At 70.7% G+C, this 23,544-nt stretch carries 27 protein-coding genes and 2 pseudogenes; 14 read left to right on the forward strand and 15 right to left on the reverse strand.

Annotation, left to right across the window (positions count from 1 at the left end):
* A pseudogene (locus AOK24_RS02245) lies at positions 1–194 on the forward strand (flavodoxin domain-containing protein); the annotation flags it as partial.
* 30 nt (positions 195–224) lie between these two features.
* On the opposite strand, the gene AOK24_RS02250 reads toward AOK24_RS02245, so the two are convergent.
* From AOK24_RS02250 to AOK24_RS02265, 4 genes are all read right to left on the reverse strand, one after another.
* Positions 225–863, reverse strand: a complete 639-nt coding sequence (locus tag AOK24_RS02250) for a universal stress protein (protein WP_107103880.1) — start codon at positions 861–863, stop codon at positions 225–227.
* 143 nt (positions 864–1,006) lie between these two features.
* Complete coding sequence (locus tag AOK24_RS02255; protein ID WP_055718346.1) at positions 1,007–1,588, reverse strand: Rv1733c family protein; 582 nt, start codon at positions 1,586–1,588, stop codon at positions 1,007–1,009.
* 123 nt (positions 1,589–1,711) lie between these two features.
* Positions 1,712–2,056 carry an anti-sigma factor antagonist gene (locus AOK24_RS02260; protein ID WP_055718347.1) on the reverse strand — a complete coding sequence of 115 codons (345 nt, stop codon included), beginning with the start codon at positions 2,054–2,056 and terminating at the stop codon, positions 1,712–1,714.
* A 137-nt stretch (positions 2,057–2,193) separates the two neighbouring features.
* The gene (locus AOK24_RS02265; RefSeq protein ID WP_206191130.1) at positions 2,194–2,679 is read right to left on the reverse strand and encodes a MerR family transcriptional regulator; all 486 of its coding nucleotides are present in this window, start codon (positions 2,677–2,679) and stop codon (positions 2,194–2,196) included.
* 15 nt (positions 2,680–2,694) lie between these two features.
* On the opposite strand from AOK24_RS02265, the gene AOK24_RS02270 reads away from it, so the two are divergent.
* Entirely contained in the window at positions 2,695–3,636 is a 942-nt protein-coding gene (locus AOK24_RS02270) for an aromatic alcohol reductase (RefSeq protein ID WP_055718348.1), read from the forward strand.
* A gap of 620 nt (positions 3,637–4,256) precedes the next feature.
* Here AOK24_RS02270 and AOK24_RS02275 read toward each other — a convergent pair.
* Complete coding sequence (locus AOK24_RS02275; protein ID WP_055718349.1) at positions 4,257–5,198, reverse strand: helix-turn-helix transcriptional regulator; 942 nt, start codon at positions 5,196–5,198, stop codon at positions 4,257–4,259.
* Positions 5,199–5,302: 104 nt separating this feature from the next.
* On the opposite strand from AOK24_RS02275, the gene AOK24_RS02280 reads away from it, so the two are divergent.
* Entirely contained in the window at positions 5,303–6,334 is a 1,032-nt protein-coding gene (locus tag AOK24_RS02280) for an aldo/keto reductase (RefSeq protein ID WP_055718350.1), read from the forward strand.
* Positions 6,335–6,414: 80 nt separating this feature from the next.
* Positions 6,415–6,831: a pyridoxamine 5'-phosphate oxidase family protein gene (locus AOK24_RS02285; protein WP_055718351.1), complete on the forward strand. Its 417-nt coding sequence runs from the start codon at positions 6,415–6,417 to the stop codon at positions 6,829–6,831.
* 591 nt (positions 6,832–7,422) lie between these two features.
* Here the strand turns inward: AOK24_RS02285 and AOK24_RS02290 are convergent.
* The 4 genes from AOK24_RS02290 to AOK24_RS02305 form a co-directional block, all read right to left on the reverse strand.
* Positions 7,423–7,878 (reverse strand): hypothetical protein, encoded by a 456-nt coding sequence (locus AOK24_RS02290; protein ID WP_055718352.1) that lies wholly within the window; start codon positions 7,876–7,878, stop codon positions 7,423–7,425.
* Between the two features lie 32 nt (positions 7,879–7,910).
* Positions 7,911–8,558 (reverse strand): hypothetical protein, encoded by a 648-nt coding sequence (locus AOK24_RS02295; protein ID WP_055718353.1) that lies wholly within the window; start codon positions 8,556–8,558, stop codon positions 7,911–7,913.
* A gap of 29 nt (positions 8,559–8,587) precedes the next feature.
* Positions 8,588–9,229, reverse strand: a complete 642-nt coding sequence (locus AOK24_RS02300) for a hypothetical protein (protein WP_055718354.1) — start codon at positions 9,227–9,229, stop codon at positions 8,588–8,590.
* 65 nt (positions 9,230–9,294) lie between these two features.
* Positions 9,295–9,723: a hypothetical protein gene (locus tag AOK24_RS02305; RefSeq protein WP_055718355.1), complete on the reverse strand. Its 429-nt coding sequence runs from the start codon at positions 9,721–9,723 to the stop codon at positions 9,295–9,297.
* Positions 9,724–10,522: 799 nt separating this feature from the next.
* Between AOK24_RS02305 and AOK24_RS52610 the strand changes: the two genes are divergently transcribed.
* A protein-coding gene (locus AOK24_RS52610) for an IS630 family transposase (protein WP_420876646.1) occupies positions 10,523–11,598 on the forward strand; the annotation gives its coding sequence in 2 pieces (ribosomal slippage) (positions 10,523–11,006 and positions 11,006–11,598; 1,077 coding nt in all).
* An 853-nt stretch (positions 11,599–12,451) separates the two neighbouring features.
* On the opposite strand, the gene AOK24_RS02320 is transcribed toward AOK24_RS52610, so the two are convergent.
* Entirely contained in the window at positions 12,452–13,243 is a 792-nt protein-coding gene (locus AOK24_RS02320; RefSeq protein WP_055718357.1) for a DUF429 domain-containing protein, read from the reverse strand.
* A 260-nt stretch (positions 13,244–13,503) separates the two neighbouring features.
* On the opposite strand from AOK24_RS02320, the gene AOK24_RS02325 reads away from it, so the two are divergent.
* The 3 genes from AOK24_RS02325 to AOK24_RS52460 all read left to right on the forward strand — a co-directional run bounded on the left by AOK24_RS02325 (position 13,504) and on the right by AOK24_RS52460 (position 15,417).
* Positions 13,504–14,088: a sigma-70 family RNA polymerase sigma factor gene (locus AOK24_RS02325; protein ID WP_055718358.1), complete on the forward strand. Its 585-nt coding sequence runs from the start codon at positions 13,504–13,506 to the stop codon at positions 14,086–14,088.
* A complete protein-coding gene (locus AOK24_RS02330) occupies positions 14,085–14,837 on the forward strand; it encodes an anti-sigma factor (RefSeq protein WP_055718359.1) in 753 nt (250 codons plus the stop codon). Before AOK24_RS02325 ends, AOK24_RS02330 begins: the two co-directional genes overlap by 4 nt.
* A 76-nt stretch (positions 14,838–14,913) precedes the next feature.
* On the forward strand, positions 14,914–15,417 hold the full coding sequence (locus tag AOK24_RS52460; protein ID WP_338060924.1) for a helix-turn-helix domain-containing protein: 504 nt from the start codon (positions 14,914–14,916) through the stop codon (positions 15,415–15,417).
* A gap of 6 nt (positions 15,418–15,423) precedes the next feature.
* Here the strand turns inward: AOK24_RS52460 and AOK24_RS02340 are convergent, their stop codons facing one another.
* Genes AOK24_RS02340 through AOK24_RS02350 form a run of 3 tightly spaced genes read right to left on the reverse strand, consistent with a single transcriptional unit; the run spans position 15,424 to position 16,954 of the window.
* Positions 15,424–15,744: an Asp23/Gls24 family envelope stress response protein gene (locus AOK24_RS02340; protein ID WP_055718361.1), complete on the reverse strand. Its 321-nt coding sequence runs from the start codon at positions 15,742–15,744 to the stop codon at positions 15,424–15,426.
* Positions 15,741–16,358, reverse strand: a complete 618-nt coding sequence (locus AOK24_RS02345; RefSeq protein WP_055718362.1) for an RING finger protein — start codon at positions 16,356–16,358, stop codon at positions 15,741–15,743. The genes AOK24_RS02340 and AOK24_RS02345 overlap by 4 nt, the downstream gene beginning before the upstream one ends.
* Positions 16,355–16,954: an RNA polymerase sigma factor gene (locus AOK24_RS02350; RefSeq protein ID WP_055718363.1), complete on the reverse strand. Its 600-nt coding sequence runs from the start codon at positions 16,952–16,954 to the stop codon at positions 16,355–16,357. The genes AOK24_RS02345 and AOK24_RS02350 overlap by 4 nt, the downstream gene beginning before the upstream one ends.
* Positions 16,955–17,214: 260 nt before the next feature.
* Between AOK24_RS02350 and AOK24_RS02355 the strand changes: the two genes are divergently transcribed.
* The 6 genes from AOK24_RS02355 to AOK24_RS02375 all read left to right on the forward strand — a co-directional run bounded on the left by AOK24_RS02355 (position 17,215) and on the right by AOK24_RS02375 (position 21,994).
* Complete coding sequence (locus AOK24_RS02355; protein WP_055718372.1) at positions 17,215–18,804, forward strand: sulfite oxidase; 1,590 nt, start codon at positions 17,215–17,217, stop codon at positions 18,802–18,804.
* Positions 18,805–18,903: 99 nt separating this feature from the next.
* A complete protein-coding gene (locus AOK24_RS02360; protein ID WP_055718364.1) occupies positions 18,904–19,566 on the forward strand; it encodes a fasciclin domain-containing protein in 663 nt (220 codons plus the stop codon).
* 132 nt (positions 19,567–19,698) lie between these two features.
* The gene (locus AOK24_RS02365; protein ID WP_055718365.1) at positions 19,699–20,199 is read left to right on the forward strand and encodes an Asp23/Gls24 family envelope stress response protein; all 501 of its coding nucleotides are present in this window, start codon (positions 19,699–19,701) and stop codon (positions 20,197–20,199) included.
* A 54-nt stretch (positions 20,200–20,253) separates the two neighbouring features.
* Complete coding sequence (locus AOK24_RS48290; RefSeq protein ID WP_133258131.1) at positions 20,254–20,439, forward strand: hypothetical protein; 186 nt, start codon at positions 20,254–20,256, stop codon at positions 20,437–20,439.
* Positions 20,436–21,410, forward strand: coding sequence for a DUF6286 domain-containing Asp23/Gls24 family envelope stress response protein (locus tag AOK24_RS02370; protein WP_055718366.1), 975 nt, complete (start codon positions 20,436–20,438; stop codon positions 21,408–21,410). The genes AOK24_RS48290 and AOK24_RS02370 overlap by 4 nt, the downstream gene beginning before the upstream one ends.
* The gene (locus tag AOK24_RS02375; protein ID WP_055718367.1) at positions 21,410–21,994 is read left to right on the forward strand and encodes a hypothetical protein; all 585 of its coding nucleotides are present in this window, start codon (positions 21,410–21,412) and stop codon (positions 21,992–21,994) included. The genes AOK24_RS02370 and AOK24_RS02375 overlap by 1 nt, the downstream gene beginning before the upstream one ends.
* A 377-nt stretch (positions 21,995–22,371) precedes the next feature.
* Here AOK24_RS02375 and AOK24_RS02380 read toward each other — a convergent pair whose 3' ends face one another.
* Positions 22,372–23,193 (reverse strand): DUF1295 domain-containing protein, encoded by an 822-nt coding sequence (locus AOK24_RS02380; RefSeq protein WP_055718368.1) that lies wholly within the window; start codon positions 23,191–23,193, stop codon positions 22,372–22,374.
* Positions 23,190–23,544, reverse strand: a pseudogene (locus tag AOK24_RS02385) (SAM-dependent methyltransferase); the annotation flags it as partial. The pseudogene AOK24_RS02385 and the gene AOK24_RS02380, both read right to left, overlap by 4 nt.

The following is a 23,544-nucleotide window of genomic DNA, read 5'->3' on the forward strand; positions in this document are numbered from 1 at the left end:
TGGCCGGTGTCCGGCGGGCGATGGCCTCGCTGGACGCGCGCGGACACGTCACCTTCGGCGGCTGCCTGGAGGAGGGCGCGCGGGGCTGGGTGGCCGGGCGGATCCTCGCGGCCGGGAAGGGCGGGGACTTCCGGGACTTCGACGCCGTCGGGGAGTGGGCGGGGCGGATCGCCGGGGACCTGGCGAAGACCTGAGCACGCGGGAGGCCCGGCGACTCCCCGCGCTCAGCCCTCGTACGCCGGCACGACCGCGACCGGGCGGCCCGACTCCCGCAGCAGGGCCCGTACGACGCTGCCGGGCGGGCCGCCGACCACGTACAGGGCGGCACGCGCGCGGTGGTGGAGGAGCGCCTCGGCCGGGGAGAGGAGGAGGACGTCCTCCAGGACGGGGACCTCGGGGTGTTTCGCCCGCCAGGGCCGCAGCGCGTCGGCGAGGACCTGCACCTCGTGGTCCTCCCAGTCGGCCCGGTCCTCCTCCGGCACGGCGAAGGGCAGCGCGGCGGCCTCGGGAGGCAGCGCCCAGGCGTGTACGGCGCACAGGCGCGCGCCCCGCAGCCGGGCGCTGTCGAAGGCGAACGCGAGGGCGGGGTCCGAGGGTTCGCGGGCGTCGATGCCGAGGACGACGTCGGTGCGGTGCGAGGTGGCGGCGTACCCGTCGGGGACCAGGACGACGGGGCCGGGCACGGTGTCGAGGAGCGTCACGGCGCGGGTCTCCCCGACGGTCACGGCGGCGGCGCAGGTCGCGGGGGCGTCCGGTGTGCGGAGGGGTAACTCGCGGAGGGCTGCCTCCCGTCCGGCCCAGTCGGCGGCGGCCCGGCCGGTCTCGGAGGTGTCGGTGCGGGCGAGGACGACGACGGGTTCCATGGCGGTCCGCCTTCCGGTACGAGGGGTCGGTGGGCGTGTCCCAGCGTGCCGGGGCGTGGGCACGGGCGCAGGGGGCCGAACGTCCCGCGCGGGGAGACTTCCGGACCGTTCCCGTATCGCGGCCCGTTCCTCCGTGCCCCCCGTCATCCCGTCCGGTGCCCCCACAGCGGACCGACCACGTCCCACTCCCGCCCCCAGCCCTCGATCCGCCGTCGGTCGAGCCGCCAGCGGGCGAGGCGGCCCGCCCCGTACAGGGCGCCGGCGAGGCCGAAGGCGGCGCCGGCTCCCAGGGTCGCGGACTCGACGGCGGACTCCAGCGCGTCCGGCGGCTCGGTCCTGAGGCGGCCCTGGGCGTCCTGCCAGACCACGACCGTGGCCCCGGCCCGCTGTCCGGAGTCGACCAGGGTCCGGCCGGTGCGCTCGGAGCCGTCCGGGGCGCTCCAGCGGACCACCGCCGAGCGCCGGTCGCTCGCGGCCCCGCCGACGCCCGCGCTCTCGGGCACGTCGTCGAGGAGGACCGCCCGCACGGGGTGCCGCTGTTCCCGCTGCCGGGCGAACATCTCGTCGGCGGCGTGGGCCGTCATCGTGCCGACGGCGGTGCCGGCCACCGCGATCAGCAGCCAGACGGCCAGGACGAGCCATGCCTCGGTGATGTCGTCGGGACGGCGCAGCGGGTTGTTCCGCCACCGCCACAGCCGTTTCCTCGCGTGCCGGGTTCCACGCATCGGTCCGCACCTCCTCCGGGTCGTGGTGACGCTTCGAAGGTGTCAGTCCGCGGCGGGCCCGCGCAGGGGCCGAAGAGGCGTTCCGGCGGGACGACCCTCCCTGGGAAGGGGGCCGTTCAGCCCTTACCCGACCGGCTCGGGGCACGTCTCGAACGCGCCGACGAGTCCGGCGTGCCGCAGCAGCCGGGTGAGGCCCGGTCCGGGTGCGGCCAGCCGCAGCCTGCCGCCGCTCGCGCGGACCCGGTTGCGGGCGCGGCACAGCAGGCCGAGCCCGCAGCAGTCGACGAAGGTCACGGACCGCAGGTCCAGCACCACGTCCGGCCGCGAACCGGTGGTGAGGTCGTCCACGGCGGGACCGAGGCCTATCACCGCGAGCAGGTCGAGCTCACCGCGGAGGGTGACCACGGTCGTACCGTCATCGGTCCGAGCCGCGTACAACGTCGCGGACCTCGTGTGCATGTCGTCCATGCCGAGAAGCCAAGCCGAGGAGGCACGGAGCCGGTAAGGGCCGTTCGAACCACGCGCCCTGTGTTCGACAGGGTCCGAACGGCCTGTGCACGGTCGCCGACGATCTCCCAGCGATTACGAGCAAGGTGAGGGGCGAGTCACGCTGGGGTCAGCAGGTCTGCGTGGCCCGTTCGCCGGAGGTAGTCGATCACCGCGTCTCGACTCTTCTCCAGGCACACGATCCTGTTCTCGACGACGCGCAGCTCGCGGGCGAGTTCCGCTGCCAGGGTCTGCGTGCACGCGCCTGCCGCGTCCTGGTTCGAGGGAGCCTCGATGTCCAGCACGATCTTGATCATCCTCGTCGACAGACCAGCTTCGACGAGCGCCCGGACGTGACGCGCGTGCTCGACCTGGCCCTCGGAGTAGTCGCGGTAACCGTTGGCCGACCGCGACGACTCGATGAGCCCCTGCTGCTCGTAGTAGCGGAGCATCCGGGCCGGGGCTCCTACCTTTCGGGCGGCCTCACCGATCTTCATCACTCGCTCTTCCTCATCAGCCGACGACTTGACCTTGACATTGATGTCAAAGTCTACGGTGACTCCCGAAACCCCGGCGACCAGAACGCCCTGGGGAGAGACGAACACCAGAGGGACCTTCATATGACCAGCGACAGCTCGATCCCCACCTCCCGGGACATCCTCATCATCGGAGCCGGGGAACTCGGCATGCCCGTCATCCGCAACGTCGTGCGGCGAGCGAAGGACGTGGAGGGCTCGTCCGTCAGCGTACTCCTGCGGGCCGGCGCCATCGCGTCCACGGCACCCGACAAGCAGCGCGACGTCGCTGAGATCAAGAACCTTGGCGTGAAGATCGTCGAAGGCGACCTCGTGAAGAACACCGTCGACGAGCTCGCCTCCCTCTTCGCCGACTACGACACGGTCATCGGGTGCACGGGCATCACCGCCGGCCTCGAAACCCCCATGAAGGTCGCCCAAGCCGCCCTCCAGGCGAGGGTCCCGCGGTACTTCCCGTGGCAGTTCGGCGTCGACTTCGACGTCATCGGCCGCGGAAGCCCGCAGGACATCTTCGACTCCCAGCTGGACGTCCGCGACCTGCTCCGGTCCCAGGACCGGACCGAGTGGGTCATCATCTCCACCGGCATGTTCATGAACTACCTCTTCGAGCCCGGCTCGGGCATGGTGGACCTGCCCAATGACACCGTCAACGCGCTGGGAAGTCTCGACACGGCGGTCACCGTGACGACGCCCGAAGACATCGGCGCCCTCACCGCGGACATCCTCTTCGCCGAACCTCGCATCCGCGACGAGATCGTCTACCTCGCCGGTGACACCATCACCTACGGCGAGCTGGCCGAGACGCTCGAGACCGTGCTGGAGCGTCCGTTCCGCCGTGTGGTGTGGACGGTTCCGTCGCTGCTCGACGAACTGGCCGCCGACCCGGACAACATGACGCGTAAGTACCGGGCGGTCTTCGCTCAGGGCCGCGGCGTCGCGTGGGCGAAGGACGACACCTACAACGCGCGCCACGCGATCCCCGTGACCGACCTCCGTCAGTGGGTCAAGGAGAACCTCGCCGGCTGACGCGTCCCCAGCCCCTGCGCGCGGGCGGCATCGGATGGTCCGGATCGCGGCCGGTTTCCGACACCACGACCGCGTGGCCGTCCGACGACTGCCCGCGCGGCTCGACTTGGTGCGCTATCGGCCCTTCGGGGGGGCTGCTGAGCCTGCTGCTCGCGGGCTCCTCGCCCGGTTCGCCGAGCACCGCTTCATTTCGGCGAAAGAGGAAGCGGGACGTGGCGGCCGGCCCGGAGAAGGCGGGCCCGTTGATCCGACGGGCGTTCGAGGGGGCCTGACCTGCCGGAGTTCAGGCTCAAGGCGGGAAGAAGGCGACCGCTCGGATTCGGCCTGGAGATCAAGGACGGCCGTCTGGGCGTGCTCTCCCAGGACGAACTGCCGGTCCTTGCCCAAGCCTTCGTCGGTGTCTTCCCGGAACCGCTCGAGGTGGAGGGGGAGGCCGAACGCGGGGTCCGCGAGCTTGGCAACGATGTTGTGCGGCCCCGGCTGTCACTCGGCCCCCTGTCCTCGGACGTGGGAGGAGCGCGGCACCAGCCGTACCGCATCAGCGGCGGCGCCCCGGCAGCCGTCGACCAGCGGACGGCATCGGCTGGGCCTCGCGGGAAGGAAGCAAGGGGACCGAAGCGTCATAGCGTCCTGGCCCGAGCATGCTCGGTGACGTCCTGTCGTACGCGGGCCCGGTAGCGCAGCGGCGACTCGCCGACGACGCGTTTGAACGCCGTACTGAAGGCACTCTCCGAGCCGTAGCCCAACTCCTCGGCGAGCGCCGCGACGCGGACGTCGCCGTCCTGGAGCGCCCGCTGGGCGAGCAGCATGCGCCACCGTCCCAGGTAGGTCAGCGGTGGCACGCCGGCCGCTTCCCGGAACCGCTCGGCGAAGGTCGTCCGGGACATCGCGGCGGCCCGCGCCAGTTCCGCGAGCCCCCAGGGGTACCCGGGGTGGCCGTGCAGCAGGTCGAGGGCGGGGCGCAGACGCTCGTCGACGAGCAGCCGCAGCCAGCCGGAGGGCAGCGCGGACTGGCCGGCACAGGACCGCAGCAACTCCAGCAGGAAGAGCTGGCTGTACTGCCGGACCGCGAAGGCCGAGCCGGGCCGCTGCACGGTCGCCTCGTCGAACAGGCGCAGCAGGGCGGCGAGGAGCCGGTCGTCGTCGCCGGCCGATCTGATGTGCGCCAGGGGCGGCAGCGATTCGAGAAGGAGCGTGCTTCCGGCCGCGTTCGGACACACGCTGCCGCCGATCACGATGTCGTCGGCGTCGCGGTCCGCGGACGTGAAGCGGTCGGTGGAGAAGTCGGGTTCCGGTCGCACCTCCTGGCGGGGTTCCGGGCCTGCTTCGAACGCGAGCCAGGAGCGCCCGGTGAGGATCGCCACGTCACCCGTCACGAGGTCGACCGGTTCGTCGATCCCGTCGGTGGTCAGGCGGGCCCGGCCGCTGACGAGCGCGAAGAACTTGACCGGGGCGGAGAGCGGTGCGCGCGTCCACCATCCGCCGCGAGCCGCGATGCCGCCCGTGATGACGCCGCGGATCTCGACCAGATCGAGTGCTTCGGAGAGTCGGTCGGTGACCATACCCGTACTCTCGCTCAAAAAATCGGGACTCTCAAGTATTCATCGTCCGGCCGCCTCGCGCCAGGCTGGTGGCAGCAGCTCGCAGACGTACCTCAGGAGAGAACATGCGTTACCGCGTCCTCGGCAGGACCGGGATCAAGGTGAGCCCCTACGCTCTCGGCGCCATGATGTTCGGTGCCGTCGGCAACCCCGACCACGACGACTGCGTCCGCATCATCCACCGGGCCCTGGACGCCGGCATCAACCTCGTCGACACGTCCGACGCGTACGGGCACGGCGAGTCGGAGGAGATCGTCGGCCGGGCGCTGAAGGGCCGGCGGGCCGACGTGGTGCTCGCGACCAAGGCCCGCAGGCCGATGAGCGACGAGCCGAACCACCAGGGCGCGTCCCGGCGCTGGCTGGTGCGCGCGCTGGAGGACTCGCTGCGGCGCCTCGACACCGACCATGTGGACATCTACCAGATTCACCGCCCGGACCCCGACACCGATATCGAGGAGACGCTCGGGGCTCTCACCGACCTGCAACGAGCCGGGAAGATCCGCACCTTCGGCACCTCGTGCATGCCGGCCTCCGACCTCGTCCGCGCCCACTGGGTCGCCGAGCGGCGCGGTCTCGCCCGGCCGCGTACCGAGCAGCCGGTGTACTCGATCCTCGACCGGGGCATCGAGCGCGAGGTGCTCCCGGTGGCGCAGGAGTTCGGCATGGGCACCCTGGTCTGGTCGCCGCTCGGCGGCGGGCTGCTGACCGGGCGCTACCGCAAGGGCCGGCGGGCCGCGACGCACCGCTCCTCGAACTACGACTTCTCGCACCTGAAGGACGAACGGCGGCTCGACGCCGTCGAACAGCTCATCCCGCTCGCCGAAGAGGCGGGCATGCCGCTCACGCATCTGGCCCTGGGCTTCGTGCTCGCCCACCCCGGCGTCACCTCCGCGCTCCTCGGACCGCGGTCCCTGGCGCAGCTGGACGATCTGCTCGCGGGCTCCGAGGTCACGCTCCCGGACGACGTCCTGGACCGGATCGACGCCATCGTGCCGCCCGGCACGGACACGGGCACACTAGACGTGGCCCACCAGCCGCCGGCCGTCCTCCAGCGGGAACTGAGGCGTCGGCCTCCGGTCGAACGCGCGGCGGCGTGACGGCACCGTGCGGTTGGCCTGCGATGTGATCCGACGGAGGTCCCGCATCACGGGACCCGTCTCATGGAAGGGATAGATCTATGTCTGATGCTCCGTTGCCAGAGGCCGCCCTGGCCTTTCTCCGTAAGCCGAACCCGGCCGTCATGGCGACGGTCACGTCGAAAGGCCGCCCTGTATCGGTGGCGACCTGGTACCTCATCGAGGACGACGGACTTCTCATGCTGTGCATGAACGCCGACCGCGCCCGGCTGAAACATCTGCGGGACAACGGCCATGTGTCGCTGACCGTGCTGGGAGCGGACGACTTCGGCACGCATGTGTCTGTCCAGGGACATGTGGTGTCCATCAAGCCTGACGAGGGATTCGCCGACATCGACCGACTCTCCAGGCGCTTCCTCGGCAAGGACTACCCGGCCAGAGAGGACCCGCTCGTGACGGTCCACGTGGCGATCGACCGATGGTTCGGCTGGTCCGGAGGTCGTCTCCTTCAGCTCTGAGGGAGGGCCTCTCACCTGGGACGACAGGGCTTGCCGAGGGCCCGTACACCGCCGAGTGAGAGGCATCTTTCCCGTGAAAAGCCGTAGCGGATCCTCCCCGCGTGTTCAGGTATCGGGTGACTCCAGCGGGGTGGTTTCCCGAGCCGGCGAGGTGCTGCTGGCCCTTGCCCACGTGGTCGTTCCTGGCGGGAAGGGACCTGTCCCCACCATGCGTATTACACCGAGACCGCACACTTCAGGGCCGCCCTTCCGCTGCCCACCGACCCCGTACGAGCACGATGGATCGACAGGGGGGACCTGTCCACCACCCGGGGACAGGTCCCCCTCTCCGTCGCAGGTGTAGTGGCCGATGGCGATGGCGGCGTACAGGGCACTGTTGTTCGTCACGTCGGTGGAGATGGTCCAGGCGTTGGTTCCGACGTGGTCGGCCGTCACGCCTTGCTGCTTGGCGGAGTCCAGCCAGGGCAGGTGGTGGCACGCTGGGACTCTTCTGCCTGCGGGCGCCGACGGGGGTCACCGCGGGCGGAGCCGGACTCCGCCCGCGGTGACCCCCGTGCCGTGCCGGCCTCTTTGGTGGGCAGTCGCACCTGGTCAGTTGTCGACCCAGAAGTGGCTGATCGTACGGTGGTCGACCTGGACCGTGTTGTCCGCCCGCTGCATGCTCAGGCACACGTCGTCGCCGTACTTGGCGTCCATCAGGTCCTGGGAGAACCACTCGCAGGATGCGCCCGATATCCGCTGCCGGCCGCCCCACTTCAGGTCCTTGAAGTTCTTGATGCGCTGCGGCAAGGTCGTGGGTCCGACCTTGTCGGTCCTGTCGATCGCGCGCTGGCAGGCGATGCTGTCGGTCTTGGGGACCTCGATCACTCTTGCCCAGATGACCTCGTTCTGGCCGTGGTTGTAAACGCCTGCCCACCAGTTGCCGCAGATGCGGGATCCCGACTGGGCCTGAGCGATTCCGGGAGCCATGACCGCGAAGAACGCCCCGGACGTCATGGCAATGGCCGCGAGCATCGCTGTGCGTCGCTTCGTGCGCTTGATCTGCATGAGTAGCCTCCTTGTTTCTTTCCGGGAACTGGTCAGATGCGGCCGTCGATGGCCCAGCCGTACTTCTTCTCCACGAACACGTTCCTGTTCCAGCTGCCGAACCTGAGGTTGCCGTTCCACTCGTAGGTGGTTCCGCTCTGGCAGCCCCGGTTCGTCCGGACCCAGCCGCCGGCGTAGTCACCCTGGGTCCAGCGGCGGACCGCGACAATGACCTCCTGCGCCGTGTGCCCTGGTCTGACAGTGACACCGATGGTGGTGGTCTTGGAGATCTCGGTGGTCTTCTGGTATCCGCCGGTCACGGAAGCCAGGGCGTTGTACCACTTCTTGGACGGCGAGGAGGAGTTACCGAGATTGATGCCGCCGCCGACGGCCCAACCGGTGGTCACGGTCTGCGATTGGGTCCACGAGTGCGGGCAGGAGATCGCACTGCGGGAGCACTCGACCTTCTCGCCGCGCCATACCCAGTCGTCCCAGGTGTTGCCCGCCTGCTGACGGGTGATCGCCCGGGTCACGTGCCCGCCGCCCGTGCCGGGAACGACCTGCGCGCCGTCGGAATAGCTCTGGCTGAAGCACGCGCTTGTCGCCGCGTTCGCCGTGCCGGTCATGCAGACCGCGGTCGCGGCGACAAGAGTCCCGCACGTCACCACACGCTGCCAGGCAGTCTTACCGTTCACTGACATCCCTTCTGTTCGGCATCGTTCATCGCTGGTCAGATGCGGCCGTCGATGGCCCAGCCGTACTTCTTCTCCACGAACACGTTCCTGTTCCAGCTGCCGAACCTGAGGTTGCCGTTCCACTCGTAGGTGGTTCCGCTCTGGCAGCCCCGGTTCGTCCGGACCCAGCCGCCGGCGTAGTCACCCTGGGTCCAGCGGCGGACCGCGACGATGACCTCCTGCGCCGTGTGCCCTGGTCTGACATCGACGCCGATGCTGGTGGTCTTGGTGATCGTGGTGGTCTTCTGGTATCCGCCGGTCACGGAAGCCAGGGGGTTGTACCACTTCTTGGACGGCGAGGTGGCATTGCCGAGAGAAATACCGCCGCCGACGGCCCAGCCGGTGGTCTTGCTCACCGATGTGTCCCACGAGTGCGAGCAGGAGATCGCACTGCGGGAGCAGTCGACCTTCTCGCCGCGCCATACCCAGTCGTCCCAGGTGTTGCCCGCCTGCTGACGGGTGATCGCCCGGGTCACGTGCCCGCCGCCCGTGCCGGGAACAACCTGCGCGCCGTCGGAATAGCTCTGGCTGAAGCACGTGCTCGTCGCCGCGTTCGCCGTGCCGGTCATGCAGACCGCGGTCGCGGCGACGAGGGCGCCGCACATCAGAATGCGCTGCCCGATAACCTTGCCGTACATTACTTCCCCTTTTCTTCGGCTTGTTTCTGCGAGGTGAGATCTGAGGGAGTTCGGGGGCGCCGGTCTCAGAACACCTGCGACCAGACGGCGGCGTGACGGCCGTTCACCTGCCCGATGAGATCGACCCTGTTCATGTGGTCGCAGGGGTCGGCCCCGTACTTCTGGTTGAACAGGTTGCCGGCTTCCTCACAGGTCCAGGACCGCATGACCTGCCGGGGGTTCCAGGTCACCTTTCCCTTGTAGCCGGGAAGCTGCATGTTGCCGATGCTGTTCGTGTGGTCGATGACACGCAAGCAGATATTGAAATCGACCTTCGGGACTTCCAGAGCCTTGGCGACGATCCCGACCGTTTTGCCGTTGGCCCGGGCGTACCAGTAGTTCCCGCAGATACGGGAGCCGGACTGCGCCTGAGCCGTGCCGGGCAGAGTGACCACGGCGGCTGCGACCGCGAGACCCAGAATTGCCGTGCGCTTGAATGCACGCGTATTCACCATCTGCGCTTCCTTTTCCGTTCATGGAGCGGACAGGGTCGAATGGCGGACCCTCAGGGGCCGAAGCTCCCTGGGGCTTCGGCCGACGCCATCAATATCAGGCCTTCCGGATTTTCGAGTCAAGACATCCGGAGACTTTTTAGAACTCTTTATCACAGGGATGGAAATCGCCTGTTTCCAGGCAGCCCGAAGCGACCTTTTCGCTTTTTGTGCGCGAGGAAACAAGCGCGAGGAAAAGGTTACGAGAAGATGAAGAGAAGACGTACGGGCCCTGATGGGCGAATGGCTTCTGTCGAATCACTTCCGATTGAGCGTGGGGGGTGTGGTGGGGGGTAATCGGACTCACTGGTCCTGTGCACGGGCGTGACGTCGGGTAAGGCTCACGCGAGCGCCAGGACGATGAAGCAGAGAGAGCGCGACGCCGAGGAGTGAACGGCACTCACCGGTGCGCCCGTCTCAGGTTCCCCTGCACTCCCCTTGCTTCCGTGAGGAAACCGTTGGCCTGGTCAAGGCCCCAGGGAGCTGCGGTTTTCTGCGCTGCGATCTTCACCGGAAGCGTTCACAGCAGTCAACTCCGCACGGCAAGAACTCAACGAACAAAACGCTACCGGAGAGGAAACGTCCGTGAACCGAACAAACCAAGCAGTTTCTTAGCCTCGATCTTTCGTGAGCTCGGGCGGCTCTCCGGGAAGGACTTCGTTTCGAAGGAGGCATCGACGATCGGCTCACCGGTCCATGGGAGTTGCCGCTGAGGTTGAAAAGGTGGGGTGACAGCGGGCATTGGCGGTGCTACATCCTCGTCATGAGGTACGCGGATGGCGGCGGTCTGACCGCTGTGGGGCGGGTGAAGCGTGAAGCAGTGCGTTTCGAGGCCGCGGAGATGTTCGGGCAGGGGGTGCGGCCGCCGGAGGTGGCCCGCCGGTTGCGGGTGTCGCGCAAGTCGGCGTACGCCTGGCACGCCGCCTGGCGCCGGGGCGGCAGCGCGGCTCTGGCTTCCAAGGGGGCCGGCGGCTTCCCGTGCCGGCTGGACGATGTCCAGGCCGAGCGGTTGCAGGCCGAGCTGGAGGCGGGGCCGGCGGCGCACGGCTGGCTGGAGGACCAGCGGTGGACCCTGGCGAGGGTCGCGGAGTTGATCCATCGCCTGTTCGGGCACCGGTACACGCCGCGCGGGGTGTCGTATCTGCTGCACAGGCTGGGCTGGTCACCGCAGGTCCCCGCGCACCGGGCCGTCGAACGCGACGAACAGGCCGTTGGGCTGTGGCGGACGGCGCAGTGGTCGCGGGTAGGAGGACGGCCCGGCTCCTGGGCGCATGGATAGTCTTCGAGGACGAGGCCGGGCAGGACCTGAAACCCGGCAAGGGCCGGACCTGGTCACGGCGAGGCCGGACGCCGCTGGTCAGAGTGACAGGCAAGGGTTCCGGCCGGGTCCTGATGGCCGGGATGATCTGTGTCAGACCGGGCCGCGAGGCCAGGCTGATCTACCGGACCCAGACGTACCGGGGTCGAACCGGCGAGAAGAAGGGCTTCCGCGCCCGCGAGTTCGCAGACCTCCTGACCGCTGCCCGTCGGCAACTCGGCGGTGCCCCGCTGATCGTGGTGTGGGACAACGCCAGCACCCACCACGCCAAGGCTCTGAGGGAGTTCTGCGACCGCAACAGCGACTGGCTCACCATCGTCAAGCTCCCGCCCTACGCACCCGATCTCAACCCCGTCGAAGGCGTCTGGGCCCAGGTGAAGAAGTCCCTGGCCAACCTCGCACCCCGCACGATCGACGACCTCAACTCGCTCGTGAAGAACCGACTACGCGGCATCCAACGTCGACCCGAGATCCTCGGCGGCTTCATAGCCGAAACCGGACTCGGACTGGAGCATCCGTAGCCGGTCACCCCACCTTTTCAACCTCAGCGTCACCCATCGCCGCTCCCACGAGGCACGCGCCCCACGAAAGGGTGCGGCACTCGAAGCGCGTCTCGCGGAACGCGGCCCACTCGCCGACCGGCCGTCTCATGCGAAGTGCCGTGCGACTCATCGAGAACATGATCGACTGTCTGGATGAGATCTCACGGCTCCCCAGAGGTCACCGGCCACCACGCGCAGTAATTCGGACTCGGCTATCCGAAGGATGTCTGACAGATGTCGAGTCGCCCCTCGCCGAACCGGCAGGACGGCTGGTGCACGACCTGCGGGGAATCTCCTTGCCCATACGGAATCGACACGGTCGCGCAGGATCTCCTCGACGATCTGATCCAGGGATGCGATCAGGCCGACGCCTTGGCGAGGGCTGTCGGCGAAGTCGAGCGAGCCGGCAACGACTTCGTCGGAGCCGACCTCAGCAGGATCAAACTGGATGGAGTCCTGCTCGAAGGAATCCTGTGCGACGCCACCACACGGCCGGAAGCACGGGAAGTCGGTACATCATCTCCCGCCACCCGATCCATCGGCGGGCTCCGAGACCTACGCATGACGAGACGATGAGCGCTCGTGTCTGCTGGTGCCGCGTCGTGCCAGCCCATGACGTTTCCGCTGATCAGAACAGGTGTCCCGGGTTGGGCTGTGCTGTTCCGTGTCGCACCGTCCACAAGCGTCCGTCCACCGGCTGTCCACCGACGGAGGCGCCAAAAGCAACGGCCGTTGTCGACTGGACGTTCCGGTCCGAGGTCCGATGCCCTCGCGAGCGCTCGTTGTCTCCGGACCGCCGCATAGCCCATGCCCGAAGAACCCGTCTCTGGGTTCAGAACTCGGTCCGCCCCCGAACTTCGGCAAGGCCGACGTCCCGACGGGGCAGGTGCATCCAGCCCTCGACCGCGGCCATGGCCCGCTCGTGGTCGGTGGCAGGCGCCTCTGTCAGGCCACGCGCGGCGGCCCGTGCGACGACTGCCGAGATCAGGGCGTCCAGGTCGTGGTCACTGGCCGTACACCGGTCACGGACCCGGCCGGACAGCTCCAGGTCCAGGCCGGCTTCAAGACCGGTGAGAATCCGGGACCGCGCAGCCGTGACACCCTTGCCCTTGTAGGTCCCCTCTTGGGCGAGTCCCCACTGGATGAGCGCGAACGCCGGATAGACCTCGACAACGGAGCCCGAGCCGTCGCGCGGTACCGCCGGACCGCCTTCGGCCAGCCGGGCCAGCAGACCGGCCGCACGCATGGCGACGATGCCGAGCTTGTCGGCCGACACCGACAGCGGACGCCGCTTGCCCGCCCCGGTGCGCTTCCAGGCCGCGTCATCGGTCAGCCGGTGGGTGAAGGTGTTGCCGAGTCCGGGGCGGCCATCGGCGCACGCTGCGTGGTGATCGAGCGCAGGCAGCTCGCCACCGGTCCGGTGCGCGGTGAGCAGGGCAATGAAGGCGACCGGCCAGCCCAGGGGCGAATCAAGCCCCGTCTTGTCCGCGGACCGCATCGCCGCCAACAGGTCGTCGTCATGCCTCGCGGGAAGGAGTTCAGCCGTAGGCCGCCGCCCCCACGTCACACGGCACACGCCCGTGGTTCCGGTACGCCCGGCCAGATCAACGCCCACCGTGACCATGGCACCACGCCGCACCCCGCCATCGGCCTCTGCTGTCACGGGCTGCACCTGCACGTGGTCTCCCTTCTGTGGCCCACTGGCAAGTATTCATCCGCCGTCGGCCACCACCAGAGTCTGCCGGACGGCCCGGACCGCCCTGTTCCCGGTCCTCCCCGGTCCTCCGCCACCGGCGTCGGCGAATTTCGCCACGAGTGCAACCAATCCACGTGGCCAACGGGAACGGATTACGCCCGGACATGTCCCGACGGTGGAGGCCCTCGGTGAAAGAAGCGGTACATATCATCAGAAACCCCTCTGCGGGGCCCGACCTGGAGGAACTCGTGGGGCAGGTGGCTCTGGGAAACGAGGACGCGTTCGCTCACGTGTACGACATCGTCGCGGGCCCGGTCCTGGGCGTCGTGCGTGCCGTCCTGCGGGATCACGCGCAGTCGGAGGAGGTGGCGCAGGAGGTCCTGGTGGAGGTGTGGCGGACAGCTCCCCGCTACCGGCCCGATCGCGGAACGGCGGTCAACTGGATTCTCACCCTGGCGCACCGCCGGGCGGTGGACCGGGTCCGTTCGGTGGACGCCGCGACGGCCCGGGACCACAAGGCCGCACTGCTCGACAAGGTGCCGGAGTACGACGAGGTGGCAGAGCATGTCGAGGCGCGGCTGGAGCGGGAACAGGTGCGGCGCTGCCTGCGCACGTTGACCGAGCTCCAGCACCAGGCCGTCACGCTCGCCTATTACCGGGGCCTGACCTACCGCGAGGTCGCCGAGGCACTGGAGATCCCGCTCGGGACCGTGAAGACCCGACTGCGCGACGGACTGATCCGGCTGCGCGACTGCCTGGGGGTGACCGCGTGACGACCATCGACCCGCACCGGCTGACGGGCGCGTACGCCCTGCACGCCCTGTCCGACGAGGAGAACGCCTCGTTCGAACGTCACCTCGCGGACTGCGCGTCCTGCACGCAGGAAACGGCCGAGCTCGGCGCGACCGCCGCCCGTCTGGGACTGGCCGTCGCCACGCGTCCGGCCCCGGCACTGCGCGAGCAGGTGCTGCGCCGGATCACGACCGTCCGCCAGGAGTCGCCCGGCGCGTCCGTCCGGGTCCTTCCGGCGCGTGCGGGACTGAAGGCCCGGCTGGTGTCCCGGTGGGCGCTCGCCGCCTGCTTCGCGGCGGCCACGGCGCTCGGCGGGACGGCGGTGTGGCAGCACCGGCAGGCCGCGGACGCCCGCGCCGAGGCACGCCAGGCGTCCCGGAGTGCCGACGAGATCGCCGCTGTCCTGTCCGCCCCGGACGCCCGCGTCCGGGCGTCCGGGCTGGCCGGCGGCGCGACCGGTACGGTCGTCGTCTCCCACAGCCGGGACAGGGCCGTGTTCGCCGTCTCGGGAATGGCCCGTCCACCCGGCGGCAAGGTCTATCAACTCTGGTTCGACGACGGTGGGACCATGCGGTCCGCCGGGCTGATGGACCCCGGTCGCAGCGACCAGGCCGTCCTGATGCGAGGCGGTGTCGACCAGGCGTCGGGCATGGGCATCACCGTCGAGCCCGACGGCGGCTCGAAGCAGCCCACCACCGCGCCGATCGCCTTGATGGCCTTTCCTGGCTGACCACGACTCGATACTGCATACGGGTGCATTACATGACATAAAGTCACATGACGTGCCGACTTGTTGTCATACGGTCATGACGATCGATGTTCTGCCCCGACAGCCCATGCCGTCCCACCCCCGTCGACGTGACGGCAGAGTCCCGTTGCCGGCCCCCGAGGAGCGCGTACGGCTGCGCCGGGCGTGGCGGCTCACCGAGGAGCAGGTCGCCGCCGCGTTCGGCGTGACCGTGTCGACGGTCCGCTCCTGGGAGGCGGGGCGCACCGCACCGACCGGTCTGCGCCGGGCCTCCTACGCCGCGTTCCTCAGCGGACTGGCGTACGGGCTGGTACCGGTCCCGGCTGCCGGCGCTGCTTCCGCGACTGGCACACGGCCGGCCCGGCGGGCCGAACGCTCACGCCTAGCCGTGCCCGTCCCGCCCGGACGTGCTCCGGCGCCGGCTGCCGGGCGGCCGGTCGGCGCTGGACCGGACCCGGTCTCCGCCCTCCGCCTGCGCAGGTTCCGGATGACGGCGACCGCGGTCGGAGTGTGGATCGTCGTGGCGCAGTTGATGGCGACCGCGCCTCCGCCCCACTGGTGACCGGCCTCAGAGCAGCCCTGTGACCGTCACGGTGATCCGGGGCGGGGATTCGGCGGGGGCCAGGACGTCCAGGCGCCGCCCTACCTCGTCGCGGACACCGCGAGCCACGTCCGCGGTCCGCACCTGCCGGAGCGCCACGACGTGGATCTCGACGTGCCAGGGCCCCTCGCCGTCCGGTCGGGTCATCCGGACCCCTGCCGGGTGCTGCGCCGGTCGCGGCAGCGCGGTGCGCAGCCGGTGGGCCAGGCCGGGCCGGAGGAAGGCCACCCCCGGAACACCGGTCACGGCGGTGGCGAGTTCCTCGACGAGCGTGCTGTGCTCGGTCATGGCGTACGGCCTTCCCGGTCGTCGTCGGCCGTCAGGGGGAGGAGGTCCGTGACCCGGACGTGGACGGCCGCTATGGCCATGCCCAGGGCGCGGTCGGCGGCCTGTCCGACCTGTTCCCGCACCCGTGCGGTGAGGTCGGGCAGGGGAACGCCGGTCGGGGCATGGATGTCGAGGCGGACCTCGACCGTTCCGTCCGCATGGCCGTCGAGGAGGCGGCAGGAGCCGGCGTGGACGCCCGGGACCGTCTCCGCCGCGGCGCGCAGGGCGCGGGCCGCGACCGCTTCCATGATCCACAGGTCCTCCGAGGGGTCACCCAGCGGCAGGGGGCGGCCCGGACGCAGTTCGAGGCGGACGACGTCCATGATCCGCCGGGTCAGCGGCTCGGTGTCGTACGAGCCGGCGTCCGCCGTCTCCGTGCGCAGCCCGCGTACGGCGGACTCCAGTTCGTCGAGCCCGCGCACCGCGTGCCGGCAGTGCGGGCAGGTCCGCGCGTGGGTGTCGTCGGCCTGGGTCTCCCAGGCGGCCCACGCTCGGGACAGCAGCCGTCCGCAGGGCAGGAGTTCGTCGTCCTCATGCGCGGACGTGCCGTACGGCGGGTCGGTCCGGTCGGTCATCGCCAGGCCCCCAGTGCTTGTGTCAGACAACGGCGCGCGCGGAAGACACGGGCGCGGACGGCCTCCTCGCTGATGCCCACCGCTTCCGCGACGAACTCGTAGGATCGCCCGTCCAGCTCCCGCAGCACCCAGCAGGCCCGCTGTTCGGCCGTCAGCAGGTCGAGGGCCTCGCGCAGTTCACGTACCGCGCTTCGGCCCTCGGTGATCCGCGCCGGGGAGGTGCTGTACTCGGCCGCGGCCACGTCCTTGGCCGCCTCCAGCGGGGCCGTGGGCCTGCGGGAACGCAGCACGTTCAGGCAGCGGTTGGTGACGATCCGGTATATCCAGGTGCCGAAGGAGGAACGTCCCTGGAACTCGGGCAGCCGTCGCCAGGCGCTGAGGAAGGCGTCCTGGACCGCGTCCTCCGCCTCGGTCCCGGTGCCGAGCAGCCGGGTGGCGAGCCGGGTCAGCGACGGCGCGTGCCGTTGCACGAGCACGGCGAACGCGTCCTCGTCGCCCTCCGCGGCACGGACCGCCAGCAGGGCGTCATCCGTGTCGGACCGAATGTCCGGTGGTGCGCTGCCGCATGGTGCGCTCGGTGTGCGGGCCCCCGCCACTGGTCGGCTCCTCTCGTCCGGTCTTCCGAAAGCCGGTCTTCCCCTGGTTGGACCCTTCGGTGCGGTCCCTGTTACGCGGTACTTCGGGGCGCGCGGGCCCGGCGGATGCGGACGGCCGCCGCCCTCTCCGACGGCCGGCGAAACGAAAAACGTTCGACAAGGAATCCGTAGCCGAAGCGGGCGCGGATTGGCGGGAGAACAACATTCATCCGATCGTGGGCGCGACCAATCCGGCGGGGTTCCAGAACCGGATTCCCCACGTGACCGACAACGAGAAGAATCCCCGCCGCCGGACCGGCCCGACGCGGCTGCTGCTGGGCGCGCTCAGTGGTGTGCTGGCCGGGTGTGCGGCGCTCGCGGTCGCCGAGGCGGTAGCGGGTATGGTCCGCCCGCAGGCCGGTCCCGTCGTCGCCGTGGGCGGCGCCGCGATCGACCGCACGCCCGCCGCGGTCAAGGACTGGGCGATCCGGACTTTCGGCACCGACGACAAACTGGTTCTCCAGCTGGGAATTCTCGTGGTCCTCGCGCTTTTCGCGGTGTCTCTCGGATTTGCCGGACTGCGGTTCCGCCGTACGGCCGCAGCGGGCGTGCTGTCGTTCGGGGTGGTGGGAGCCCTCGCGGCGACCGGACGGCCCGACTCGGCCGGTATCACGGACGCGCTGCCCTCCATGGCCGGGGCCGTCGCCGGAGCCGTACTCCTGTACGCGCTCACGGGCCGCCTCGCACCCCGCCCGCCCGCGCCGGTGCCGTCCGACGCGGACTGGGACCGCCGGGGCTTCGTGATCGCGGCGAGCGCGGCGGCCGTGGCGTCGACGGGAGTCGGTTTGCTGGGCCGGTCCCTGGCCGGAGCCAAGGGACGGGACGCGGTCGCCTTCCGGCGGAACGTGGTGCTGCCCGCGCCCGCGTCTCCCGCCCCCGCCGTACCGAAGGGCGCGGCACCGAAGATCTCCGGCCTCAGCCCGTTCATCACGCCCGGCGCGGACTTCTACCGCGTCGACACCGCCCTGGTGGTGCCCACGGTGGACGCGACGTCCTGGCGGCTGCGGATCCACGGCACGGGCGTCACCCGGCCGGTCACGCTCTCCTACGACGATCTCCTGCGCCGTGCTCTGGTCGAGCGGGACATCACGCTGGCCTGTGTCTCCAACGAGGTCGGCGGCCCCTACGTCGGCAACGCCCGCTGGACCGGCGTACGGCTGGCCGATCTGCTGGCCGAATGCGGGGTGAAGCCGCCCTCGAAGGGTGGCCCCGCCGATCAGCTGGTGGCCCGTTCCGTGGACGGCATGACGATCGGCAGCCCGGTCGAGGACGTGATGGATGGCCGTGACGCCCTCCTCGCCCTGGGCATGAACGGCGAACCCCTTCCTTTCGCGCACGGCTTCCCCGTCCGCATGGTGGTGCCCGGCCTGTACGGGTTCGTCTCCGCCTGCAAATGGATCAAGGACATCGAGCTCACCACGTTCGACGCCTACGACCCCTACTGGGTCAAGCGAGGCTGGGCCCGCAGGGCGCCGGTCAAGACGCAGTCGCGCATCGATACACCGAAGCCGTTCGCCCGGCCCGAGGCGGGCACGGTGATGGTCGCCGGCGTGGCCTGGGCCCAGCACCGCGGCATCGACAAGGTCGAGATCCGCGTCGACGACGGTCCCTGGCAGGAGGCCCGGCTCGCCGCCGAGGACACGGCCGACACCTGGCGCCAGTGGACCTTCCCCTGGCAGGCCACCAGGGGCGGCCACACCCTCACCGTCCGGGCCACCGACCGTACCGGTGCGGTGCAGACGGAGAAGCGCACCCGCACCATTCCCGACGGCGCCAGCGGATGGCACTCCGTGGTCGTGACCGTCGACTGAACCACCTTCCCCTTTCCCCGTGTCGAGGCAGCTCAGGCTGCGCCGATCAAGCCGATCAAGCCGATCAAGCCGATCAAGCCGATCAACAGGAGAAACACCATGAACACCCGTATCCGCCGTACCGCCGCCGCCCTGGCCGCCGCAGCCGTCCTGCCTCTCGCCCTGAGCGCCTGCTCCGACAGCGGCTCCGAGTCGGCGACGTCGGACTCCTCGTCGCCGTCGGCTTCGGCGTCGACGCCCGCCCCGGCCGACGGCATGACCGGCTCCGGCAGCGGCACCGCCACGGGCAAGCCGTTCGGTCCCGCCTGTTCCGCGGTACCCGCGAGCGGTGCCGGTTCCTTCGACGGCATGGCCCAGGACCCGGTCGCCACCGCCGCCTCCAACAACCCGGCGCTGTCCACCCTCGTGGCGGCGGTGAAGAAGGCGGGGCTGGTCGACACCCTCAACAACGCCCAGAACATCACCGTGTTCGCTCCCACGAACGACGCCTTCGCCAAGATCCCGAAGGCCACCCTGGACAAGGTCCTCAACGACAAGGCCCAGCTGACGAAGATCCTCACCTACCACGTCGTCGGCCAGAAGCTCACACCGAAGGACCTGGAGAACGGCTCCTTCACCACCCTGGAGAAGGGGAAGCTCACCACCTCGGGCTCCGGCGAGTCCTACACCGTCAACGACTCGGCCGACGTGGTCTGCGGCGGCGTCAAGACCGCCAACGCGAACGTCTACATCATCGACAGCGTCCTGATGCCCACCAGCTGACGCCGCGTCACCGGCGGGGTGCCACGCGTATGGCGCCCCGCCGATCTGTTTCCGGCCCCGCGTCACAGACGCGCCCGGACCGGGTCTGACGAAGTGAGAGCCCGTCGAGAACGAAGCCGAGAGGAATCCGCGATGACCACGCAGACCGCATCCGCCCCCGAAGACCTGTCCGCGCCGCAGACCGGCAGGCCGCCCCACACCACAGCCGTGTCCGGCGGCACGGCCGGAGCCGACCAGCCCGCGCCCGACCGGGGCCGTACCTCGATCGCCGACGTCGTCGTCGTGAAGGTCGCGGGCATCGCGGCCCGCGAGATCCCCGGTGTGCACGCCATGGGCGGCGGCCTCTCCCGCACCATCGGCGCCGTCCGTGACCGCGTCCCCGGGGGCCGGCCGAACGTCGGGCGCGGCGTCAAGGTCGAGGTGGGCGAACGGCAGGCGGCGGTCGACCTGGACCTGATCGTCGAGTACGGCGTCTCCGTCATGGACGTGGCCCGGGACGTCCGGGAGAACGTGGTCGACGCGGTGGAGCGGATCACCGGCCTGGAGGTCGTCGAGGTCAACATCACCGTCAACGACGTCCACCTGCCCGACGAGGAGGAGTCCGGGAGCACCGCCGGTTCCCGCGTGGAGTGACGGCGCCGGGCACGAGGCACAGGGTGAGTCGTACGAGGTGAGAGGCACAAGGACATGAGCACACCAGTAGTGGGAATGACCGCGGGCATGGCGCTGGCGTTCGCCGGCTTCTTCGGCGGGTTCGGCGCCTTCCTGCTCGTGGCCGCGCTGGGCGGCCTGGGCTGGGCGCTGGGCCGGTGGACCGAAGGCGGCGGCAGCGTCCAGGACGTACGCGACGCGTTCGAGCGGAGCCACCGATGACGGCCTCGGCCGAGCGGGGCACCACCACCGTCTCGGAACGGGCCGTGCGCCGGATCGCCGAGCAGGCGGCCACCGAGACACTCCCGCGACGGGGAGTCTCACAGGCGACCGGGGCCACGGCGTCCGTGCGCGGCGGGCGGGCGGAGCTCTCCCTGGGGATGACGCTGCCCTACCCGGCTCCCCTCACCGACACCGTGCGGGACGTCCAACGTCATGTCACCGCGCGCACCGGGCAGTTGACGGGGCTGGACGTGACATCCACGCGGATCACGGTCACCTCGCTGGCCGCGCTCCAAGGGCCGGTGTCACCCGCTCCCCGGAGCGATGAGGGCCGTACGCCCCGCCGTTGGTGGTCCCAGCGCCGGGTCCCCGTCGCCGTGCTCACGGCGACGGCCGCCGCGGCCTGTGGTGCGCTCGCCTTCGACATGGTCCAGGTGCACGCCTCTCACCGGGCGGTCGCGCCCTGGCGGGTCGGGGCCGTGGACTGGCTGTCGGGGCACGGGCCCGGGGATCCGGCCGTGGTCGCCGTCGGCGCGCTCACCGCCCTGTTCGGTGCCTGGCTGATCCTGCTCGCGGTGACCCCGGGCCGGCGCCGCCTGTCCGCGGTCGCCGCGTCCACGGCCCGTGTGGAGGCGGCGGTGGACCGTTCCGCGGTGCGGTCGCTGGTCCGTGACGCGGTGGCGGACGTGCCGGGGACCGGAGCGGTACGCGTACGGGTGCGCAGGCGCCGCGTCAGCGTCCGGGCCGGTCTCCGCTTCGGCGACCGGGCGCACACGCGGGACGCCGCCGCATCCGCCGCCCGGACCGCCCTGGCCGCCTGCGACCTGCGTCGCGTCCCCCGGCTGCGGGTCACCGTCGTCCCGGAGCCGGTCTGGGGCCCGCCTCTCGCCCCGGTGCGGGAGGCACCCCACGGTCACACTCTCGACCGGCCCGTGCCGGTGTCCGCTCGTACCCCGGAAGGCGACATGTGATGAGCCGCGCCCGTACGACCGTCAACCGGACCGTCCTCACCGCCGCCGGGCTCACCCTGCTCCTGGCGGGCGCGTGGCTCACCCTGACCGGCGGCCCCCTCCGTGAGCGGCTGCCGCCGTGGTGGCCGGCCACAGGCACGGACACCGTCCTGCTGGACCGCACCCGCCTGGCACAGCTCCGTGCCGAAGACTGGTGGACCCCCACCGTCCTGGCCGCGACGATCGCCCTGACCCTGCTCCTCGCGTACGGGGCCCTCGCACAGCTCCGCTCGGGCCGGGCCCGGCGCCTGGCCCTGCCCGCTCCCGGCTCCGCCGTCCGCACCCAGGCCCTCGCGGAGGCCCTGACTGCCCGCGCCGCGACCGTACCCGGGGTCGCCCGCGCCCGGGCACGCGTACTGCCCCGCCGACGCCGACGCCTGGACGTCGGTCTGCGAGTCTGGCTGCACCCGGGCACGCCTCCGCACGCCGTCCTGCCCCCGCTCCACGCCGTGATCGCCGAGGCCGAGCGGGCGACCGCGCCGTACACCTCGTACACCCGTATCCGGCTGAGCACGCTCTCGCGCGGGACGTCCCGTGTCCGCTGAACCGTGGGCGGGGCCGTGTCCCGCATCGTGAGTGAGCGACCTTGCTTCACGGGCTCCGGTGAGCCGCGCGGCGGCCACCCCGTCGGCCCCGGCACAGCGGCCGGCCTGGCGCCGACGCACAAGCGCTCCCGGACCGGGGCGATACGGCGATGACCTGCCGATTTCCACGCCTTGATCCCCTGCACCGGCGTGCAGGGCGGCCCGGCCGCACGGACGGCAGGACGTCCTCTCGGGGTAGCGCAGCGGTCATGGTCCACAGCACCGGGTTCGGCCGCGGGGCCGGGCGCTCCGGAAGGGACTCGGTGTCGTCCCCCAGCACGATCGGAAGCCCCGTGTCGCCTTGAGCCGCACTCGCGCCTTGTCCTTCGGCGGCCCCGTCACCGCCACCCCCGGCGTGTGCCCCGCTGCGGCGGCCGGGGGAAGAAGCCGCTGGTGCGGGCGCGGTACTCGGCGTAGCCGGGCCGGTCTGCCATGTGCCGTTCCAGTAGCCGCTTTCCGCTGCCCCGGGTCAGCAGCAGGCTCATCACCAGGGGTGACACGGCGGACGCGGCGGCTGCCGCCGGGGAGTCGCAGACGAGGAGGAACAGACCCCACCAGACGCAGAAGTCACCGAAGTAGTTGGGGTGCCGGGTCCACGCCCACAGTCCCCGGTCCATGATGCGTCCGCGATGGGCGGCGTCGGCCTTGAACCGGGCGAGCTGAGCATCGCCGATCGCCTCGAAACCCACGCCGGCCGCCCACAGCGCGACTCCGGCCCAGGCCAGGAACGACGGCCGGCCGGGCACGTACTGGGCCGCCTGCACGGGCAGGGACACCAGCCACACCAGGGCGCCCTGGAGCAGGTAGACCATGCGCAGGGCGTACGTGTTCCGGCTGCCGGGAGCCTTCGCGAGCATCGCCTCGTAGCGCGGGTCCTCTCCGTGGCCCCGGCCCCGGCGGGCGATGTGCACCGCCAGGCGCAGCCCCCAGACCGCCGTCAGCACGGTCGCCAGCAGCCGCCGTACGGGATCGCCGTGCCCGGCGGACGCCGCGAAGGTCACGGCCGCCACCGCCGTGAAGCCGATCCCCCAGGCAACGTCCACGATCCGGTGCAGGCCCACGCGGAGCGCGACGGCGAAGGTCACGAGCATGACCGCCAGGGCCGCGGCGGCACCCCAGGCCAGGTTGAGCGCGAACGCACTCCACGGGAAGGTACTCACAGGTCTTCGTACCCAGCGCTTGAGGTGGACGGCATCCCGGCCGCGCCGACCGGACTGGGCCGCCGCACCCGGGCGGTCTCCTCACCGGCCAGCCGCACGAAAGCGTCCCAACGCTCCTCCAGGGTGTGGTGCCAGGCGGCGACCGTACGGGCGCAGTGCTCGCACAGCGACTCCGTGTGCCGGACCTCCAGACCGGCCTCCTCCAGCAGCGTCACGGTCTCGCCGAGGGGACGCATGTGCGGCAGCCGGTCCCGGGAGGCGGGCGCGGGCGGCGGGGGCCCCGCGGCACCGAGGCGCACGGCGGTGACGAGCGCGCGGGCCCGGTCGGTGGACGTCGGCCGGGGCGGGTGG

Source organism: Streptomyces niveiscabiei, assembly GCF_001419795.1.
Taxonomy (GTDB): Bacteria; Actinomycetota; Actinomycetes; order Streptomycetales; family Streptomycetaceae; genus Streptomyces; species Streptomyces niveiscabiei.